General features: G+C 67.2%; 13 protein-coding genes. 6 read left to right on the forward strand and 7 right to left on the reverse strand.

From position 1 onward, the window contains the following. The first annotated feature begins 17 nt into the window (after nt 1-17). Complete coding sequence (locus CEX87_RS09075) at nt 18-1,067, forward strand: phosphotransferase family protein (protein WP_094286816.1); 1,050 nt, start codon at nt 18-20, stop codon at nt 1,065-1,067. Here the strand turns inward: CEX87_RS09075 and CEX87_RS09080 are convergent. The 4 genes from CEX87_RS09080 to CEX87_RS09100 all read right to left on the reverse strand — a co-directional run bounded on the left by CEX87_RS09080 (nt 1,064) and on the right by CEX87_RS09100 (nt 5,950). Further along, nucleotides 1,064-1,912 carry an ABC transporter permease gene (locus CEX87_RS09080; protein ID WP_064399620.1) on the reverse strand — a complete coding sequence of 283 codons (849 nt, stop codon included), beginning with the start codon at nt 1,910-1,912 and terminating at the stop codon, nt 1,064-1,066. The two genes, CEX87_RS09075 and CEX87_RS09080, sit on opposite strands and share 4 nt — an antisense overlap. A gap of 14 nt (nt 1,913-1,926) precedes the next feature. Then, nucleotides 1,927-2,886, reverse strand: coding sequence for an ATP-binding cassette domain-containing protein (locus tag CEX87_RS09085; protein WP_094286975.1), 960 nt, complete (start codon nt 2,884-2,886; stop codon nt 1,927-1,929). Between the two features lie 114 nt (nt 2,887-3,000). Further along, the gene (locus tag CEX87_RS09090; protein WP_064399555.1) at nt 3,001-4,635 is read right to left on the reverse strand and encodes a fatty acyl-AMP ligase; all 1,635 of its coding nucleotides are present in this window, start codon (nt 4,633-4,635) and stop codon (nt 3,001-3,003) included. Between the two features lie 340 nt (nt 4,636-4,975). After that, on the reverse strand, nt 4,976-5,950 hold the full coding sequence (locus CEX87_RS09100) for a 4-(cytidine 5'-diphospho)-2-C-methyl-D-erythritol kinase (protein WP_064399554.1): 975 nt from the start codon (nt 5,948-5,950) through the stop codon (nt 4,976-4,978). 79 nt (nt 5,951-6,029) lie between these two features. Between CEX87_RS09100 and CEX87_RS09105 the strand changes: the two genes are divergently transcribed. Then, on the forward strand, nt 6,030-6,827 hold the full coding sequence (locus tag CEX87_RS09105) for a serine/threonine-protein kinase (RefSeq protein WP_064399553.1): 798 nt from the start codon (nt 6,030-6,032) through the stop codon (nt 6,825-6,827). Here CEX87_RS09105 and rsmA read toward each other — a convergent pair. The 3 genes from rsmA to CEX87_RS09120 all read right to left on the reverse strand — a co-directional run bounded on the left by rsmA (nt 6,814) and on the right by CEX87_RS09120 (nt 9,785). Then, entirely contained in the window at nt 6,814-7,722 is a 909-nt protein-coding gene (gene rsmA / locus CEX87_RS09110; RefSeq protein WP_064399552.1) for a 16S rRNA (adenine(1518)-N(6)/adenine(1519)-N(6))-dimethyltransferase RsmA, read from the reverse strand. The genes CEX87_RS09105 and rsmA overlap by 14 nt on opposite strands. Further along, nucleotides 7,719-8,846 carry a resuscitation-promoting factor gene (locus CEX87_RS09115; protein ID WP_064399551.1) on the reverse strand — a complete coding sequence of 376 codons (1,128 nt, stop codon included), beginning with the start codon at nt 8,844-8,846 and terminating at the stop codon, nt 7,719-7,721. Before CEX87_RS09115 ends, rsmA begins: the two co-directional genes overlap by 4 nt. Before the next feature lie 90 nt (nt 8,847-8,936). Next, complete coding sequence (locus CEX87_RS09120; protein WP_064399550.1) at nt 8,937-9,785, reverse strand: TatD family hydrolase; 849 nt, start codon at nt 9,783-9,785, stop codon at nt 8,937-8,939. Nucleotides 9,786-9,809: 24 nt separating this feature from the next. Here CEX87_RS09120 and metG point away from each other — a divergent pair, with 24 nt between their 5' ends. The 4 genes from metG to sigJ are packed head-to-tail and all read left to right on the forward strand — an operon-like array spanning nt 9,810 to nt 14,919. Then, nucleotides 9,810-11,393, forward strand: a complete 1,584-nt coding sequence (gene metG, locus CEX87_RS09125; protein ID WP_064419044.1) for a methionine--tRNA ligase — start codon at nt 9,810-9,812, stop codon at nt 11,391-11,393. An 8-nt stretch (nt 11,394-11,401) separates the two neighbouring features. Beyond that, on the forward strand, nt 11,402-12,751 hold the full coding sequence (gene gdhA / locus CEX87_RS09130; RefSeq protein WP_064399548.1) for an NADP-specific glutamate dehydrogenase: 1,350 nt from the start codon (nt 11,402-11,404) through the stop codon (nt 12,749-12,751). A 60-nt stretch (nt 12,752-12,811) separates the two neighbouring features. Further along, nucleotides 12,812-14,011 carry an NAD(P)/FAD-dependent oxidoreductase gene (locus CEX87_RS09135; RefSeq protein ID WP_064419043.1) on the forward strand — a complete coding sequence of 400 codons (1,200 nt, stop codon included), beginning with the start codon at nt 12,812-12,814 and terminating at the stop codon, nt 14,009-14,011. A gap of 2 nt (nt 14,012-14,013) precedes the next feature. Then, nucleotides 14,014-14,919 (forward strand): RNA polymerase sigma factor SigJ, encoded by a 906-nt coding sequence (sigJ, locus tag CEX87_RS09140; protein WP_094286818.1) that lies wholly within the window; start codon nt 14,014-14,016, stop codon nt 14,917-14,919. Nucleotides 14,920-15,021 lie beyond the last annotated feature (102 nt).

Here is a 15,021-nt window from a genome sequence, read left to right on the forward strand (position 1 = left end):
CGTGTAAGCCTTTCTCCATGGCGGGCATCGCTCTGGTCAGACGCGACCTCGAGGCCACCCGTGCCAGGCTGCGGGACTGGTTCGCCAACCGGCACACCGACGAGGTCGTCTTATCCGAACTACGGCCGGCGAACCGGGCCGCGGGCTGGTCGAGCGAAACGCTGGTGTTCAGCGTCGAAACCGGCGGACGCACCAGCGAGCACGTCATCCGGATACCGCCTGCTGGCGGCGGCATCTTTCCCGAGTACGACCTCGACGCGCAGTCCGCGACGCAGCGACTTCTCCACGAACACGGTGTCGCGACGCCGTCACCGATCGTCTACGAGCCCGACGAGTCGTGGATCGGGTCGAAATTCCTTGTAATGCCACGGATCGTCGGCCACACACCGTCGGACACCAGCTATGCCACGCGCGGTTGGCTGCACGACGCCGGCATGACCGTGCAGCGCCGAGTGCACGACTCATTCCTGGAAACGATGGCGCGCCTGCATCGGGTGCCGCCCGAACAGGCCCCGTGGCTGACCCGACCCGAGGGAGTCGGCGTCAGCGCCGAACTCGAATGGTGGCGGGAGTACGTCAGATGGGGCACCGATGACCAGGTCCCCGATGTCATCACCGAAGCTTTCGACTGGCTGACACGCCGCACACCCTCCGCCACAACCCATTTGAGCATCTGCTGGGGCGATGCGCGGTTGTCCAACGCGATCTTCGACGACTCCGGCGAACTTGTCGGCGCGCTGGACTGGGAGCAGGCCTGCGTCTGCCCCGCCGAAGCCGATGTCGCGTGGTGGCTGGCCACCCGCAAGCAGATGCTCGAGGTCAACGGCTTGGACCTCGACCCCGAACTGGAAGGCTTCGACAGCCGCGCTTCGGTTGTCGGACGCTACGAGGAGATGCTCGGAAGGCCGCTCGCAGATCTCGACTGGTACGAGATATTCGCGATGGTCCGCATGGGGTGTTGCATCCTGCGGACGCAGGTCCTGTTGCGGGCGACCGGGCAGTCGGAGCACTTCCTCACCCGGGCGCCGATCCTGCCCGCATGGACGGTGGCCGCGATTCGCGCCTAGCTGCCGGTGCGGCGGGCGTAGGCGCGTAGGGCGAACGGCGCGAAGACCGCCGTCAGCAGCAGGGACCACAGGATGGTGGCCAGCACCGGATGGTGCAGCGGCAGCTGCGCACTGTCGGGCGCGGGTCCGCCGTTGCCCCACAGTTCGCGCATCGCCTGAGCCAGCGACGACACCGGGTTCCACTCCGCGATGACCCGCAGCCAGTGAGGCATCGGCTCGGTCGGGACAAATGTGTTGGCCAGGAACGTGATCGGGAACAAGACGGTGAACATCACGCCGTTGACGGCCTCGACGGTGCGCAGCAGTGAGCCGATCAGGATGCCGAACCAGATCATTCCGAAACCGAAGACCAGGACCAGAGCGAAGGCCAGCACCGCCTCGGCGACGCTGCCGCGGATGCGCCAGCCGATCGCCAGGCCCGTCAGCGCCATCACCACCACGCCCAGCGACGAGTGGATCAGGCTGGCGATGCTGCGACCGATGAGCACCGACGATCGCGAAATGGGCAGCGAGCGGAACCGGTCGATGATGCCCTTCTCGATGTCGGCGGTGATACCGGATGCCACGACGAATGCCGAGAACACGATGGTTTGCGCCTGGATGCCCGGCAGCAGGAACTCACGGTAGTTGGTGCCTCCCGGGTTGGGTATCGACGCGCCGAAAACGAACGCGAACAGCAACACGAACATGATGGGCTGGGTGGTGACGTCGCTCAGCATCTCGGGCATGCGCTTGGTGTGGATCATGTTGCGCTTGACCATGATCCAAGACTGCTGGGCGATGTTGGTCCGTCGAATCGCGACCCGTCGCCTGGGGGCGTGTGCCGGTGGCGCCACGGTCGTCATGTCACCTCCGATGGTCATGTACCGTCCTCCTCCTCGCTGCGGTGACCGGTCAGCGAGAGGAAGACGTCGTCGAGGCTGGGTCGCGACAACCCGATGTCGTCGACGGCGATGTCGTTGTCGCGCAGCATGCCCGCGACGCGGATCATGTCATCGAGACCCTCGGCGGCCGCGGTCAATTCGCGTGCACCTGCGTTGACGAACACTTCGCTACCGTCCGCGGCGAGCAGCGCCTCGGCCGCGGAGAGGTCCTCGGCGTTCGTCACGGTGACGACCAGGCTGGCGTTGCCTGCCTGCTGTTTGAGCGCAAGCGGCGAACCCTCGGCGATGATGCGCCCCCTGTCGATCACCAGGATGTTGTCGGCCAGCTGATCGGCCTCTTCAAGGTACTGCGTGGTCAGCAGCAGCGTGGTGCCCCCGTCGACGAGACCCCTTAGCGCGTCCCATAATTCACTGCGGCTGCGAGGGTCCAGGCCGGTGGTCGGCTCGTCGAGGAACAACACCGGCGGCGATGCGAGCAGGCTCACCGCGAGATCGAGCCGGCGACGCATACCGCCCGAGTAGGACTTCACCACGCGATCGGCGGCGTCGGCAATCGAGAACTGTTCCAGCAGTTGATCACCCAGCTTGGTGAGGTCCTTCTTGCGGATGCCGTAGAGCCCGCCGATCATCCGGATGTTCTCGCGGCCGGTGAGCAGCTCGTCGACGGTGGCGACCTGCCCGGTCAGGCCCATGTTGCGGCGCACCTGATCGGGTTCGCGGACGACGTCGTAGCCGGCGACGCGGGCGGTGCCGCTGGTCGGTGCGGTCAACGTCGTCATCATCCGCACGGTGGTGGTCTTGCCGGCGCCGTTCGGGCCCAGCAGCCCGAGCACCGTACCGGGGGGAACGGTGAAGCTGACACCGTCGACGGCCGGTTCGCCGTCGCCGAAGCGCTTTACAAGATCGATCGCCTCGATGGCGGGAGCGGAAGGCATGACACCGAACGTATCGCCACTCACGGACTGCTCATTACGTGGCGAGCGACCGCAAATTGCAGGCGCTACGCGGCGTGCCCGTGTGCAAACACGGCCGCTCGCGCACCTAGGGGACTAGGTGACGAGCGAGACGGAGTTGCTGCGGCGCAGCTTGCCCGACGGTGTCTTCGGGATGGTGCCGGGTCCCAGCACGACGACGTTGCGCGGACGCACGTCGACCTCGCCGACCACCTCGTGGGCGACCTGCTGCTCGATCCGGCGCACCTCGACGGGATCCTGCCAGGCGTTGGACTCCACGGCGACGGCGAACGTCTCCCGCGAGTGGCCCGCGTCGAGGCGCACCGCGACGGCGCATCCCGGCCGGACCCCCTCGACACGGCATGCGGCGCGCTCGATGTCGGTCGGGTAGATGTTGCGGCCGGCCATGATGATCACGTCCTTGACCCGGCCGCACACGACGATGTTGCCTTCGTCGGTGATGTAGCCGAGGTCGCCGGTGTCGTACCAGCCGTGCTCGTCCTGCGCCGGGATGAATCCGCCCATGGTGATGTAGCCCGGAGTCAGGGATTCACCGCGAAGCTCGATCACACCGACGCCGCGCGGCGGCATCACGTTGCCCTGCTCGTCGATGACGCGGGCCTCGAGGTCGCGCAGCAGGGGTCCCAACGAGGCCAGCCGACGGGTGTTGCCCTTGGTCGCGGGCACGGCGCGGCGCAGCGCGGCCAGCAGATCGGCGTCGACCTCGTCGACCACCAGACCCGCGCCGCACGGAGAGAACGACACCGCCAGCGTGGTCTCGGCCATGCCATAGGCGGGCAGAATGGCGTCGGGCTTCAGACCGAACGGCTTGCCGGCGTCCAGCAGGTCCTCGACGTCGGCGGGCTCGACGGGCTCGGCGCCCGACAGCGCGAACCGCAGCGTGGACAGGTCGAACTCACCCGGCTTGGCCTGACGGCGCAACCGCTTGGCGAACAGCGCATAGGCGAAGTTCGGCGCCGCGGTCATCGTGCCCTTGTACTTGTCGATGAGCTTGGCCCACAGCAGGGTGTCGCGCAGGAAGTCCAGGGGGGTGACCTTGACCAGTTCCGCGCCGAAGTACATCGGGATGGTCAGGAAGCCGACCATGCCCATGTCGTGGAAGCACGGCAGCCAGCTGACCATGACGTCCTTCTCGACGTCGTACTCGGCGCCGATGAACATCGCCTCGGCGTTGGAGTAGATGTTGCGGTGCGTGATCTGGACCGCCTTGGGCGAGCCCGTGGAGCCGGAGGTCAGCTGCATCAGCGCCAGATCGTCCTCGCCGACGTCGATCGGGTCGATCGGATCGGAGGCCATCAGGTCCGACACGGTGAGGACCGTGATGCCCTGCTCTTGGAGCACCGGGATGGCGACCATGAAGGGTTCGGAGACGATGACGGCCTTGGCCTCGATCATCCGCACCACGTTCATCGTGTCCTCGGCCCAGACCGCGAGGTCGGTGCGCGGGGTGGGCTGGTGCAGCATGGTCAGGCTGGCGCCGCGCATCCACAGGCCTTGGGCGGTCGGGGCGATCTCCACGGGGAAGCCGGCCAGCACGCCGACCGCGTCGCCGAGTCCGATACCGGCCTTCTCGAGGCCGCCTGCGATGCAGCGGGCGCGCTCGTGCACCTCGCCCCAGGTGTGGCGGACGGGTTCGTACGGTTCACCGGTGACCATGCCCGTCGTCACGGTGCGGGCATTGCGGTACATCTTCTCGGTGAATCGGCTCACGACACCCTCCTCGGTTCCTGGAGCCGCTGCGCCTGCGGCATGAGGCTCAGCGCAAAAATCCTCGTCATATGCTCCGCCTGATCAGGGATGCGGTCGCGAAGGCGCGCACACGAGTCGGGAGCGGTTTCGTCTCGAATTGGTGATGCACCGAGGCCTTCGCCATATCCGACGAGGCGCCCACCGAGGTCCCGGCGGGAAAGAAAGTCGTCTCCGATGCATGACAGCTAATCTTCACCATCGGCCATCTTAGGCAACTCTTAAGTAGCCGCCAAACTCTCGCGATTATTGAGAACTGGGTCACACCCTCTCGTGACCGAACTGTTCCCCGGGCGACACGAGGTCACGCCGAGGTCGACGGCGTCGGCACCACCCGCGCACCCTGGACGGGCCCGCTGGCCACTCGCACGGTGCGACACACGCCCGCGCCCGCCAACTGCGCGCCGACGTCGACCGCTTGACCCGCCGAGGCGCACAGAAAAGCGCACGTCGGCCCGGACCCGGACACGATGCCTGCCAATGCTCCGGCCTCGGTGCCCGCGCGCAGCGTGCGGCGCAACCCCGGATCGAGGCTCAGCGCGGCGGGCTGCAGGTCGTTGCCGAGCAGCGGGGCGAGTTGAGCCGGATCGCCGGAGGCCAGCGCGGCCAGCACCGGTTCGGCATCCTCGAGGCGCGGCGGTGGTTCGCGATTCGGCCCCGCAGAGTCGCGCAGCCGGTCGATCTCGGCGAACACCGCCGGCGTCGACAACCCGCCGTCGGCAAAGGCCAGCACCCAGTGAAACGTCGTGCGGGCCAGCACCGTCGCCAGCTCCTCACCGCGCCCGGTGCCCAACGCGGTCCCCCCGTGCAAGGCGAACGGCACGTCGCTGCCCAGCCGGGCCGCCAGCGCATGCAGATCGCGGCGCGGCACGCCCAACTCCCACAGCGTGTTCATCGCGACCAGCACCGCCGCCGCGTCAGCGCTACCGCCGGCCATTCCGCCGGCCACCGGGATGGATTTCTCGATCGAGATCGCAACATCGGGTGCCCGCCCCACGTGTTCGGCCATCAACTCAGCCGCCTGCCACGCGAGGTTGCGCTCGTCGGCGGGCAGCGATTCGGCCCCTTCACCGGACACTTCCAGCGACAGCATGTCGGCGTTGCTGACGGTGATCTCGTCGAGCAGCGAGACGGCGTGGAACACGGTGGTGAGCTCGTGGTAGCCGTCGTCGCGGCGGTCACCCACCTCCAGATAGAGGTTGACCTTGCCGGGCACTCGCACGGTGACCGACCCCGTCGGCACCCACTCGGAGGCGGTGTTCCCGTTCCAGCCCGGCACGGCACGACACTATCGAAAGGAGTCGCCGACCAGTCGTCGTGTCGCGAGTCGGCGCAGGAGGCGGCACTAGTGTGAGCTCGTGCTGTCCGCCGGTGACCGGTTCGACGACTACGTGGTCGACGAGGTCCTCGGCCAGGGCGGATCGGCCACGGTCTACCTGGCGCATCCCGCGGACAACCCGCAGCGGGTGGTCGCGTTGAAGGTCCTCGCCGAACACGCTCGCGATCGAGCGCACGTGGCCCGGCTGCGGCGTGAATTCGAGTTCGCCGACCGGCTCGACCACCCTCACATCGTCACCGTGTACGAGCGGGGCCCGGGGTGGCTGACGATGCAGTACGTCGCGGGCGGCGGAGTGCAGAAGCTGCCGACGGTCCCCGACCGCCTCGCCGCCCTCGGCCAGATCGCCGACGCGCTGGACTACATGCACAACCGCGCGATCGTGCACTGCGACGTCAAACCCGCCAACATCCTGGTCGAGCCCGACCGCTCGCACGCCGTGCTGATCGACTTCGGGGTGGCGGTCGAGATCACCGACGACATCGGCCGCCGCCCTTCGCAGGTGGAGGCCTCGCTGCCGTACTCGGCGCCGGAGCTGATCGCGGGCCGGGCGCCGACAGAAGCCACCGACGAATACGCGCTGGCCTGCACGGCGGTCGAACTGATCACCGGGTCACCGCCGTTTCGGGACGATTCCCGAGTCGGGTTGGTCGAGGCGCACCTGCATCGCCCGCCACCACGGTTCTCAGCTGAATTCGACTGGCTGCCACGCACCTTCGACTCGATCGTGGCCAAAGCCCTGGCGAAGGCGCCCGCGGACCGCTACCAGTCGTGCCGGGAGTTCGTCGCGCTGATCGTGCGTGCGGTCAGCGGACGCTGATCGAGCCCTTGGTTTCCCGAACCACCGGCTTGTCGACCTCTTCAGACCGTTGCAGCAGCCGGACGAAGTCGGCGATGGACAGGGTCTCACCGCGGCGCGAGGGATCGATGCTGGCCGCGAGCAGCCTGCGGGCCGACTCGTTACCCGAGCCCGCCCATTCGGCGAACGCGTTGCGCGCCGTCTTGCGCCGCTGCGCGAACCCGATGTCGATCAGCTCGAACACCTGCTCACGGAAGCTCTCGTCGGTCGGCCACGGCGACGTCTCGTAGCGCTCGATGCCGACCAGACCCGAGTACACCCGGGGGATCGGCCAGAACACCGTCGGCGACACCATGCCGTGCCGGCGGACCTTGCCGAAGAAGCGCACCTTGGCACTCGGAACGCCGTAATCCTTGCCGCCTGGTTCGGCCGCGAGCCGCTCGGCCACCTCGGCCTGCACCATCACCATCACGGTGCGGATCGAGGGGAACTCGGCCATCAGATGCAGCAGCGCCGGCACGGCGATGTTGTAGGGCAGGTTGGCGACCAGGGCCGTCGGCTCCTCGTCGAGTTCTTCGCGGCGCAATCCGAGGATGTCGCGGTTGAGCACGCTGAGCCGGTTGATCTCGCTGTGCGAATGCTCGGCGATGGTGGTCGGCAGTTGCCGGGCCAGCACGGGGTCGATCTCGACGGCGGTCACCCGCGCGCCGCGGTCGAGCAACGCCAGCGTCAGCGAGCCCAGTCCGGGCCCGACCTCGAGAACGTGGTCGTGCTTGTGGACACCGGACGCCGAAACGATTCGCCGTACGGTGTTGGCGTCATGGACGAAGTTCTGGCCGAACGATTTGCGCGGCCGAAAGTCGATCGCCTTCGCCAGTTGTCGTATCTCGGTCCGCCCGAGTAGTCGAATGGTCAGCGCGCACCAATCCTCCCGCTACAAGTCGGCCACGCGCCCCACCCTTGTCGCGCCCGAGTGACTTCAGCAATCGCGATTTGTTCTTCTCTTGTTGCCAAGTCGGCTCTCGCAGCATAGCGCAGACCGCCGTTGCGCTCCCATGTGTTTTGGTCGAATTGAACGCCGCCGTAATATCCGTTGCCGGTGTTGATCGCCCAATTACCTCCGGCTTCGCACCGGGCAAGGGCGTCCCAGGTCGCTGCGTTGGACACCGGCGGCACCTCGGTTCCGGGTTTGGTGCCCACTCGCACGACCCCTTCACGGGCCGGCGTTACAACGACATTGGCTACTGGCAACCTGCCGGTCTCCACACCGTTGAGTTTCGCCACGGCAAAGATCACGTCCTGGGTGCCCGGCATCCCGGGGTCCTCGACGACCTCGCGGCTCTGGTTCAGCGTCGGATCCTCGATGCGCTTGAGGCCGGGCGGCAGCGGCACACGCTCGGCGATCTTGTCGATCCGGTTGCGCGTCACCTGCACGTGCATACCGTCGGTGACGGGGGCCGATGCGGCCGGAACCACGGCGTCACGCTGCTCGAGCGGGGCGCCCGCCTCGGCGAGCAGACCCGCGACGTTCGGGGCGGCCAGGGTGACGCTGCGCGTCGCTCCGCCGTCATCGATGTACACGGTCTTGGGACTGACCACGGGCAGCGACATTCCCGCCAGCGGAACCCGGCTGGCGCGCGAGGCGGCCGCGGGCGCCTTGTCGGTCATCTCCAGCTGGGCGAGAGCCTCGTCGACCGTCGACGCGGTCGTCCACACCTGCTTGCTGTCCTCGCCGTCCAGTGAGAGCTGAAGCGGACGGCTGCGGCGCAGCACGATGGTGTCGGCCTGGTTCACCGGCTGATCGGCGGCAGGGAACAGGTCATCGCGGTCGCCGACCTCGAAGCCGTTCTCCTCGACCACGTCGATCACGCGCGACTTCATGGTCGCCACCGTCGTCGACGACCCGTCGACGGTCAGCGTGACGGTCTTGTGCGCAGCTATCGCGTAACCGCCGGCGAAGGTGAGTGCGAGCAACGTCGCACCGACCAGCAGACGAAGTAGCGGTGAACGCGCCTCGTGGAGCTTTGTGAAAGTGTTCAAAACGTCGTATATCCCCGACTATCGGACGGAACTCCGCGCCCTTGCGGTGCTTCGCTTTCGGTCACAGCACGGTAACGGAGAGGCCTCGAGTCAGCAACTCGCAAGGCCGTACGCGCGCTCGGCTGTGGTGGTGGTTTCGCGTGCGACGGCCTCCGCCGGCTTACCGACGATCTCCGCCACCGCCCGCACAGTGTAGGGAAGGCAGTACGGCTCGTTGGGCGCGCCGCGGTACGGGTGGGGCGTCAGGAACGGCGCGTCGGTCTCGACCAGCATTTGCCCGGGCGGAATCAGCTGTGCGGCTTCGCGCAGGGCTCGGGCGTTCTTGAAGCTGACGGTGCCCGACAGGCTCAGTAGCCAGCCCTGGTCGATGCACCGACGCGCCATCTCCGGTCCCGAGGAGAAGCAGTGGAAGATCACGATGTCAGGGGCGCCCTCGGCGGCCAGCACGTCGAGCACTTGGTCGTCGGCCTCACGGTTGTGGATCATCAGCGGCTTACCGGTCCGCTTGGCGAGGTCGATGTGCCAGGCGAACGCGTCCCGTTGGGTGGCCGGTTCCGCGCAGCCTTCAAGCTTGCCGGGCCAGTAAAGGTCGAGGCCGGTCTCGCCGATCGCGACGACGCGGGGATGCCCGGCCAGTCGCTCCACGACGGTCTTGGCCTCGTCGGTCAGGGCGTCGGCCCGCGTCGGATGCAGGGCGACGGCGGCGTAGACCCGCTCGTCGGCGTCGGCGGCCTCGGTGGCCCAGCGCGCGGAGTCGAGGTCGTCGGCGATGGTGACGACGGCCCGGACGCCGACCGCTGCCGCGCGGTCGACGATCGCGGTGACCTCGGCCGCGTCCGACGCACCGCATGCGTCGAGATGGGTGTGCGCGTCGATCAGCGGGCTCAGCGGATCCGGAGCGGGGGGCCGCTCCCTTCCGCCTGAGCGCTTCGCGTTCACTGCCACACCATAAGCTGAGTTGAAATGACTACCGCTGTCCCCGGGGCGCAAGCGCCAAGCCCAGGCGCGCCCTTCTACATCACCACCGCGATCGCCTACCCGAACGGCGATCCGCACGTCGGCCACGCCTACGAGTACATCGCCACCGACGCCATCGCCCGGTTCAAGCGGCTGGACGGATTCGACGTGCGGTACCTGACCGGCACCGACGTGCACGGGCTGAAGATGGCCGAGGCGGCGAAAACGCTGGGCATCCCCACGGCCGACCTGGCGCGGCAGAACTCGGATGTGTTCGAACGCCTGCAGGAGAAGCTGAACATCTCGTTCGACCGGTTCATCCGCACCTCGGACGCCGACCACTTCGAGGCCTCGAAGGAGATCTGGCGCCGGATGAACGACGCCGGCGACATCTACCTCGACTCCTACCAGGGTTGGTACTCGGTACGCGACGAACGGTTCTTCACCGACGCCGAGACGAACGTCGGCGCCGACGGCGTGCGGGTCGCTGTGGAGACCGGCGCGCCCGTGACCTGGACCGAGGAGCAGACGTACTTCTTCCGGCTGTCGGCCTACACGGACCGTTTGCTGGAGCACTATCGGACGCACCCGGAGTTCATCGAGCCCGAAGTGCGGCGCAACGAGGTCGTCAGCTTCGTCTCCGGCGGGCTCAGAGACCTGTCGATCTCGCGCACCACGTTCGACTGGGGCGTGCCGGTGCCCGACCATCCCGACCACGTCATGTACGTGTGGGTGGACGCGCTGACCAACTACCTGACCGGCGTCGGCTTCCCGGACACCTCGTCGGAAGCCTTCAAGCGATACTGGCCGGCCGATCTGCACATGATCGGCAAGGACATCATCCGGTTCCACACCGTCTACTGGCCCGCGTTTCTGATGTCGGCGGGAATCGAGTTGCCGCGCAGGGTTTTCGCGCACGGATTCGTGCTCAACCGCGGCGAGAAGATGAGCAAGTCGGTGGGCAACATCATCGACCCGGTGAACCTCGTCGACACGTTCGGGCTCGACCAGGTGCGCTATTTCTTCCTGCGCGAGGTGCCGTTCGGTCAGGACGGCAGCTACAGCGAGGACGCGATCATCGGCCGCATCAACGCCGACCTGGCCAACGAGTTGGGCAACCTGGCGCAGCGCTCGCTGTCGATGGTGGCCAAGAACCTCGACGGGATCGTCCCTGAGCCAGGGGACCTCACCGGCGACGACGCGGCTCTGCTCGAATCCGCCGACGCGCTGACCGACCGGGTGCGTGGCCATTACGACGCCGTCGCGATGCACCTGGCGCTCGAGGCGATCTGGTCGGTCCTCGGCGCCGCGAACAGGTACTTCTCCGCCCAGGAACCGTGGGTGCTGCGCAAGTCAGAGGCGGCGCAGGATCAGCGTCGGTTCGGCACAGTGCTATACACGACGCTCGAGGTCGTGCGGATCGCCGCGCTGCTGACGCAGCCCGTGATGCCCGACTCGTCGGCCAAGCTGCTCGATCTGCTCGGGCAGAACCCCGACGAACGAACCTTCGCCGCTATCAGCACCCGGCTGAAGCCAGGCACCGCCCTACCGGCCCCGACCGGTGTGTTCCCCCGCTACCAGGCTGAGTGAATCGAAAAGTGAACGGACTACACGAGAAACTGCACGACCTCTACGAAGAGGTCGCCAAACGCAACGCAGGCGAGACCGAATTCCATCAATCCGTCTACGAGGTGCTCAACAGCCTCGGACCGGTGGTGGAGAAGCACCCCGAATACGTCGACTCCGAGGTCATCCGGCGGCTGTGCGAACCCGAACGTCAGATCATCTTCCGGGTGCCCTGGGTCGACGACCGCGGCACCGTGCAGATCAACCGCGGCTTCCGCGTGGAGTTCAACTCCGCGCTGGGGCCGTTCAAGGGCGGCCTGCGGTTCCATCCGTCGGTCTACCTCGGAATCGTCAAGTTCCTGGGCTTCGAACAGATCTTCAAGAACTCGCTGACCGGCATGCCGATCGGCGGGGGCAAGGGCGGCGCCGACTTCGACCCCAAGGGCCGCTCCGACAGCGAGATCATGCGGTTCTGTCAGTCGTTCATGACCGAGTTGTACCGCCACCTCGGTGAGTACACCGACGTACCCGCCGGTGACGCCGGCGTGGGCACGCGTGAAATCGGTTACCTGTTCGGCCAATACAAGCGGATCACCAACCGCTACGAGTCGGGCACCCTCACGGGCAAGGGACTGACGTGGGGTGGTTCGCAGGTCCGCACCGAGGCGACGGGCTACGGGACGGTCTTCTTCGTCAACGAGATCCTCAAGGCCAACAACGACACGTTCGAGGGCAAGCGCGCCGTGGTGTCCGGTTCGGGCAACGTGGCGATCTATGCGATCGAGAAGATCCAGGAACTGGGCGGCACCGTGGTCGCGTGTTCGGATTCGAGCGGCTACGTCGTCGACGAGAAGGGCATCGACCTCGACGTCCTCAAGGAGATCAAGGAGGTGCGCCGCGGCCGGATCGCCGACTACGTCGAGATGCGCGGTGGCACCGCGGAGTTCGTCGCCGACCGCAACGTATGGGACGTTCCGTGTGAGATCGCGATACCGTGCGCCACGCAGAACGAGATCAACGGCGACGAAGCGCTGGCATTGATCGAGAACGGGTGCCGCGTCGTCGCCGAAGGCGCGAACATGCCGTGCTCACCAACCGCGCTCAAGCACTTCGCCAACGCGGGTGTGACGTTCGCTCCGGGCAAGGCGGCCAACGCCGGTGGCGTCGCCACCAGCGCGTTGGAGATGCAACAGAACGCCTCGCGGGACTCGTGGACGTTCGTCGAAACCGAACAGCGCCTGGAGCAGATCATGCGGCGGATCCACAACCGCTGCCTGGTCACCGCCGAGGAGTACGGCCAACCCGGCAACTACGTGGCAGGCGCGAACATCGCGGGGTTCATCCGGGTCGCCGACGCGATGCTGGCACTGGGCCTGGTCTGACATCGATGTGACGCGCGTCACAAACTGTCACGCCCCGGCGCCGGCCGGTGTCTAGAGGGCATGACTGATTTCAACGCACGCACAGAATCCACCGCCCACACCCGCGTCGTCGTCCTCGGCGGCGGCTACTCCGGAATCCTGGCGGCCAACCACCTGCGGATGCGCGCCGACGTCGACGTCACGGTGGTCAACCCCAGACCGAAGTTCGTCGAACGGATTCGGCTCCACCAGCTGGTGGCCGCCGGTTACGACGCCGGAGTCGACTACGGCACGCTGCTCGGCGAAGGCATCCGGCTCGTCGTCGACACCGCGACGCGCATCGACACCGCCGCGCGCACCGTGCGTCTGGCGTCCGGGCGCGAACTCGACTACGACTACGTCATCTACGCCGTCGGCAGCACCGGCACGGTGCCGAAAACCATCCCCGGCGCGGCCGAGTTCGCCTACCCAATAGCGGAATTCGAGCAGGCACAGCGACTGCGCACCGCACTGGAGCGGTTGCATCCCGCAGCACCCGTCACCGTCGTGGGGGCAGGACTGACGGGCATCGAGACCGCCTCGGAACTCGCCGAGCAGGGCCGCAACGTGACGCTGGTCTGCGGCGGGCGCCTTGCACCGTCGCTGTCCGAACCTGGCCGGCGCTCCACCGCCAAGGCGCTTGCCAAGCTCGGCGTGACGGTCATGGAGGCCGACGTGGTCACCGAGGTACGCGCCGGCGCGGTGGTTTTCGCCGACGGAGCGGTGCGCCCGAGTGCGATCACCGTCTGGACCGCCGGGTTCGGTGTTCCTGAACTCGCGGCGGCGAGCGGACTGCGTACCGACGCGATCGGTCGCCTCATCACCGACGAGACACTGACGAGCGTGGACGACGAGCGTATCGTCGCGGCCGGTGACTGCGCGGCTCCGTCAGATCAGCCGCTGCGGATGTGCTGTGCCACGGCAACGCAACTCGCTCCGCAGGCGGCGAATACCGTGCTGAGCCGCATCGCGGGCACGACGCCCGCCGCATTCGAGTACGCGTACACCGGATCCTGCATCAGCCTGGGGCGCCGCACCGCGACGCTGCAGTTCACCCGCAAGGACGACACCACGGTGGACGTCTACCTCGCGGGTCGGGCCGTCGCCAAGTTCAAAGAGGCGGTCTGCAAGGGCACCCTGTGGGCGATGCGGCGCTCGGCGCGCAAGCCGGCCTGGACGTTCTGGCTCAAGGGCGGCCCCCGTCCCCAGCAGCCGGTTCCCGCTGCGAAGGTGGTCACGTAGAGGTGACCACCACACCGGGAGACCATGCCGAGCGGTTCACCGTCCTTCGGCCGCTGTTGTTCACGATCGCCTACGAGATCCTGGGCAGCGCAACCGAATCCGACGATGTGCTGCAGGACAGCTATCTCCGCTGGGCCGACGTCGATCTGAGCACCGTGCGCGATACGAAGTCGTATCTCGCGCAGTTGGTGACCCGCGAGGCGCTCAACGCGCTGCGCGCCAGGTCACGTCGCCGCGAGGAGTACATCGGTCCGTGGCTGCCGGAGCCGCTGTTACTCGAGTCACGCGATGCATCTTCTGATGTCGTGCTGGCCGAATCGGTGTCGATGGCGATGCTGGTGCTGCTCGAGACGCTGACCCCCGACGAGCGCGCGGTGTTCGTGCTGCGTGAGGTATTCGGCTTCGAGTACGACGAGATCGCGGGCGCGGTGGGCAGATCCGCGTCGACCGTGCGCCAGATGGCGTACCGCGCCCGTGAACACGTCCACGCGCGGCGAAACCGCTTCGGCCCGGTAGACGAACAGCGGACCGAGCAGATCACCGAACAGTTCCTGGCCGCGGCGGCCACCGGTGACATCGACGGCCTGATGTCGCTACTGTCGCCCGGGGTCACCTGGACCGCGGACCACGGCGGCAAGGCCACCGCGATTCGCAGGCCGGTCGTCGGCGCCCGCAGGGTGGCCGCGCTCATGGCACGGCTGTTCGAGGTGGCCAAACAGACACCGGAGATGCGCTTCGAGACGGCGGTCTACAACAGTGCGCCCGCATTCGTGGTCTACACCGGCGATCACCTCGAGGGACTGTTCGTGTTCGAGGTGATCGAGGACAAGATCACCAACCTCTACGCCATGCGTAACCCGGACAAGCTGGCGGGCATCACGATCCCCCGCAGCATCAGCCGTCAGTGACCTCTGCCACATTCGCCGTCGAGATGTCACACTGCGGGGATGCCCGGTGTCTCGAGGTCAGACCGGCTCTGAGCCGAACCGCCACCCCGGCGGCCGCGGCAG

It is taken from the genome of Mycobacterium lehmannii (genome assembly GCF_002245535.1).
Classification (GTDB): Bacteria; Actinomycetota; Actinomycetes; order Mycobacteriales; family Mycobacteriaceae; genus Mycobacterium; species Mycobacterium lehmannii.

Bases quoted from the DNA above. Each gene is read 5' to 3' on its own strand.
- CEX87_RS09075 (WP_094286816.1), top strand. From the start codon at position 18: ATGGCGGGCATCGCTCTGGTCAGACGCGACCTCGAGGCCACCCGTGCC.
- CEX87_RS09080 (WP_064399620.1), bottom strand. From the start codon at position 1,912: ATGACGACCGTGGCGCCACCGGCACACGCCCCCAGGCGACGGGTCGCG.
- CEX87_RS09085 (WP_094286975.1), bottom strand. From the start codon at position 2,886: ATGCCTTCCGCTCCCGCCATCGAGGCGATCGATCTTGTAAAGCGCTTC.
- metG (WP_064419044.1), top strand. From the start codon at position 9,810: ATGACTACCGCTGTCCCCGGGGCGCAAGCGCCAAGCCCAGGCGCGCCC.
- CEX87_RS09135 (WP_064419043.1), top strand. From the start codon at position 12,812: ATGACTGATTTCAACGCACGCACAGAATCCACCGCCCACACCCGCGTC.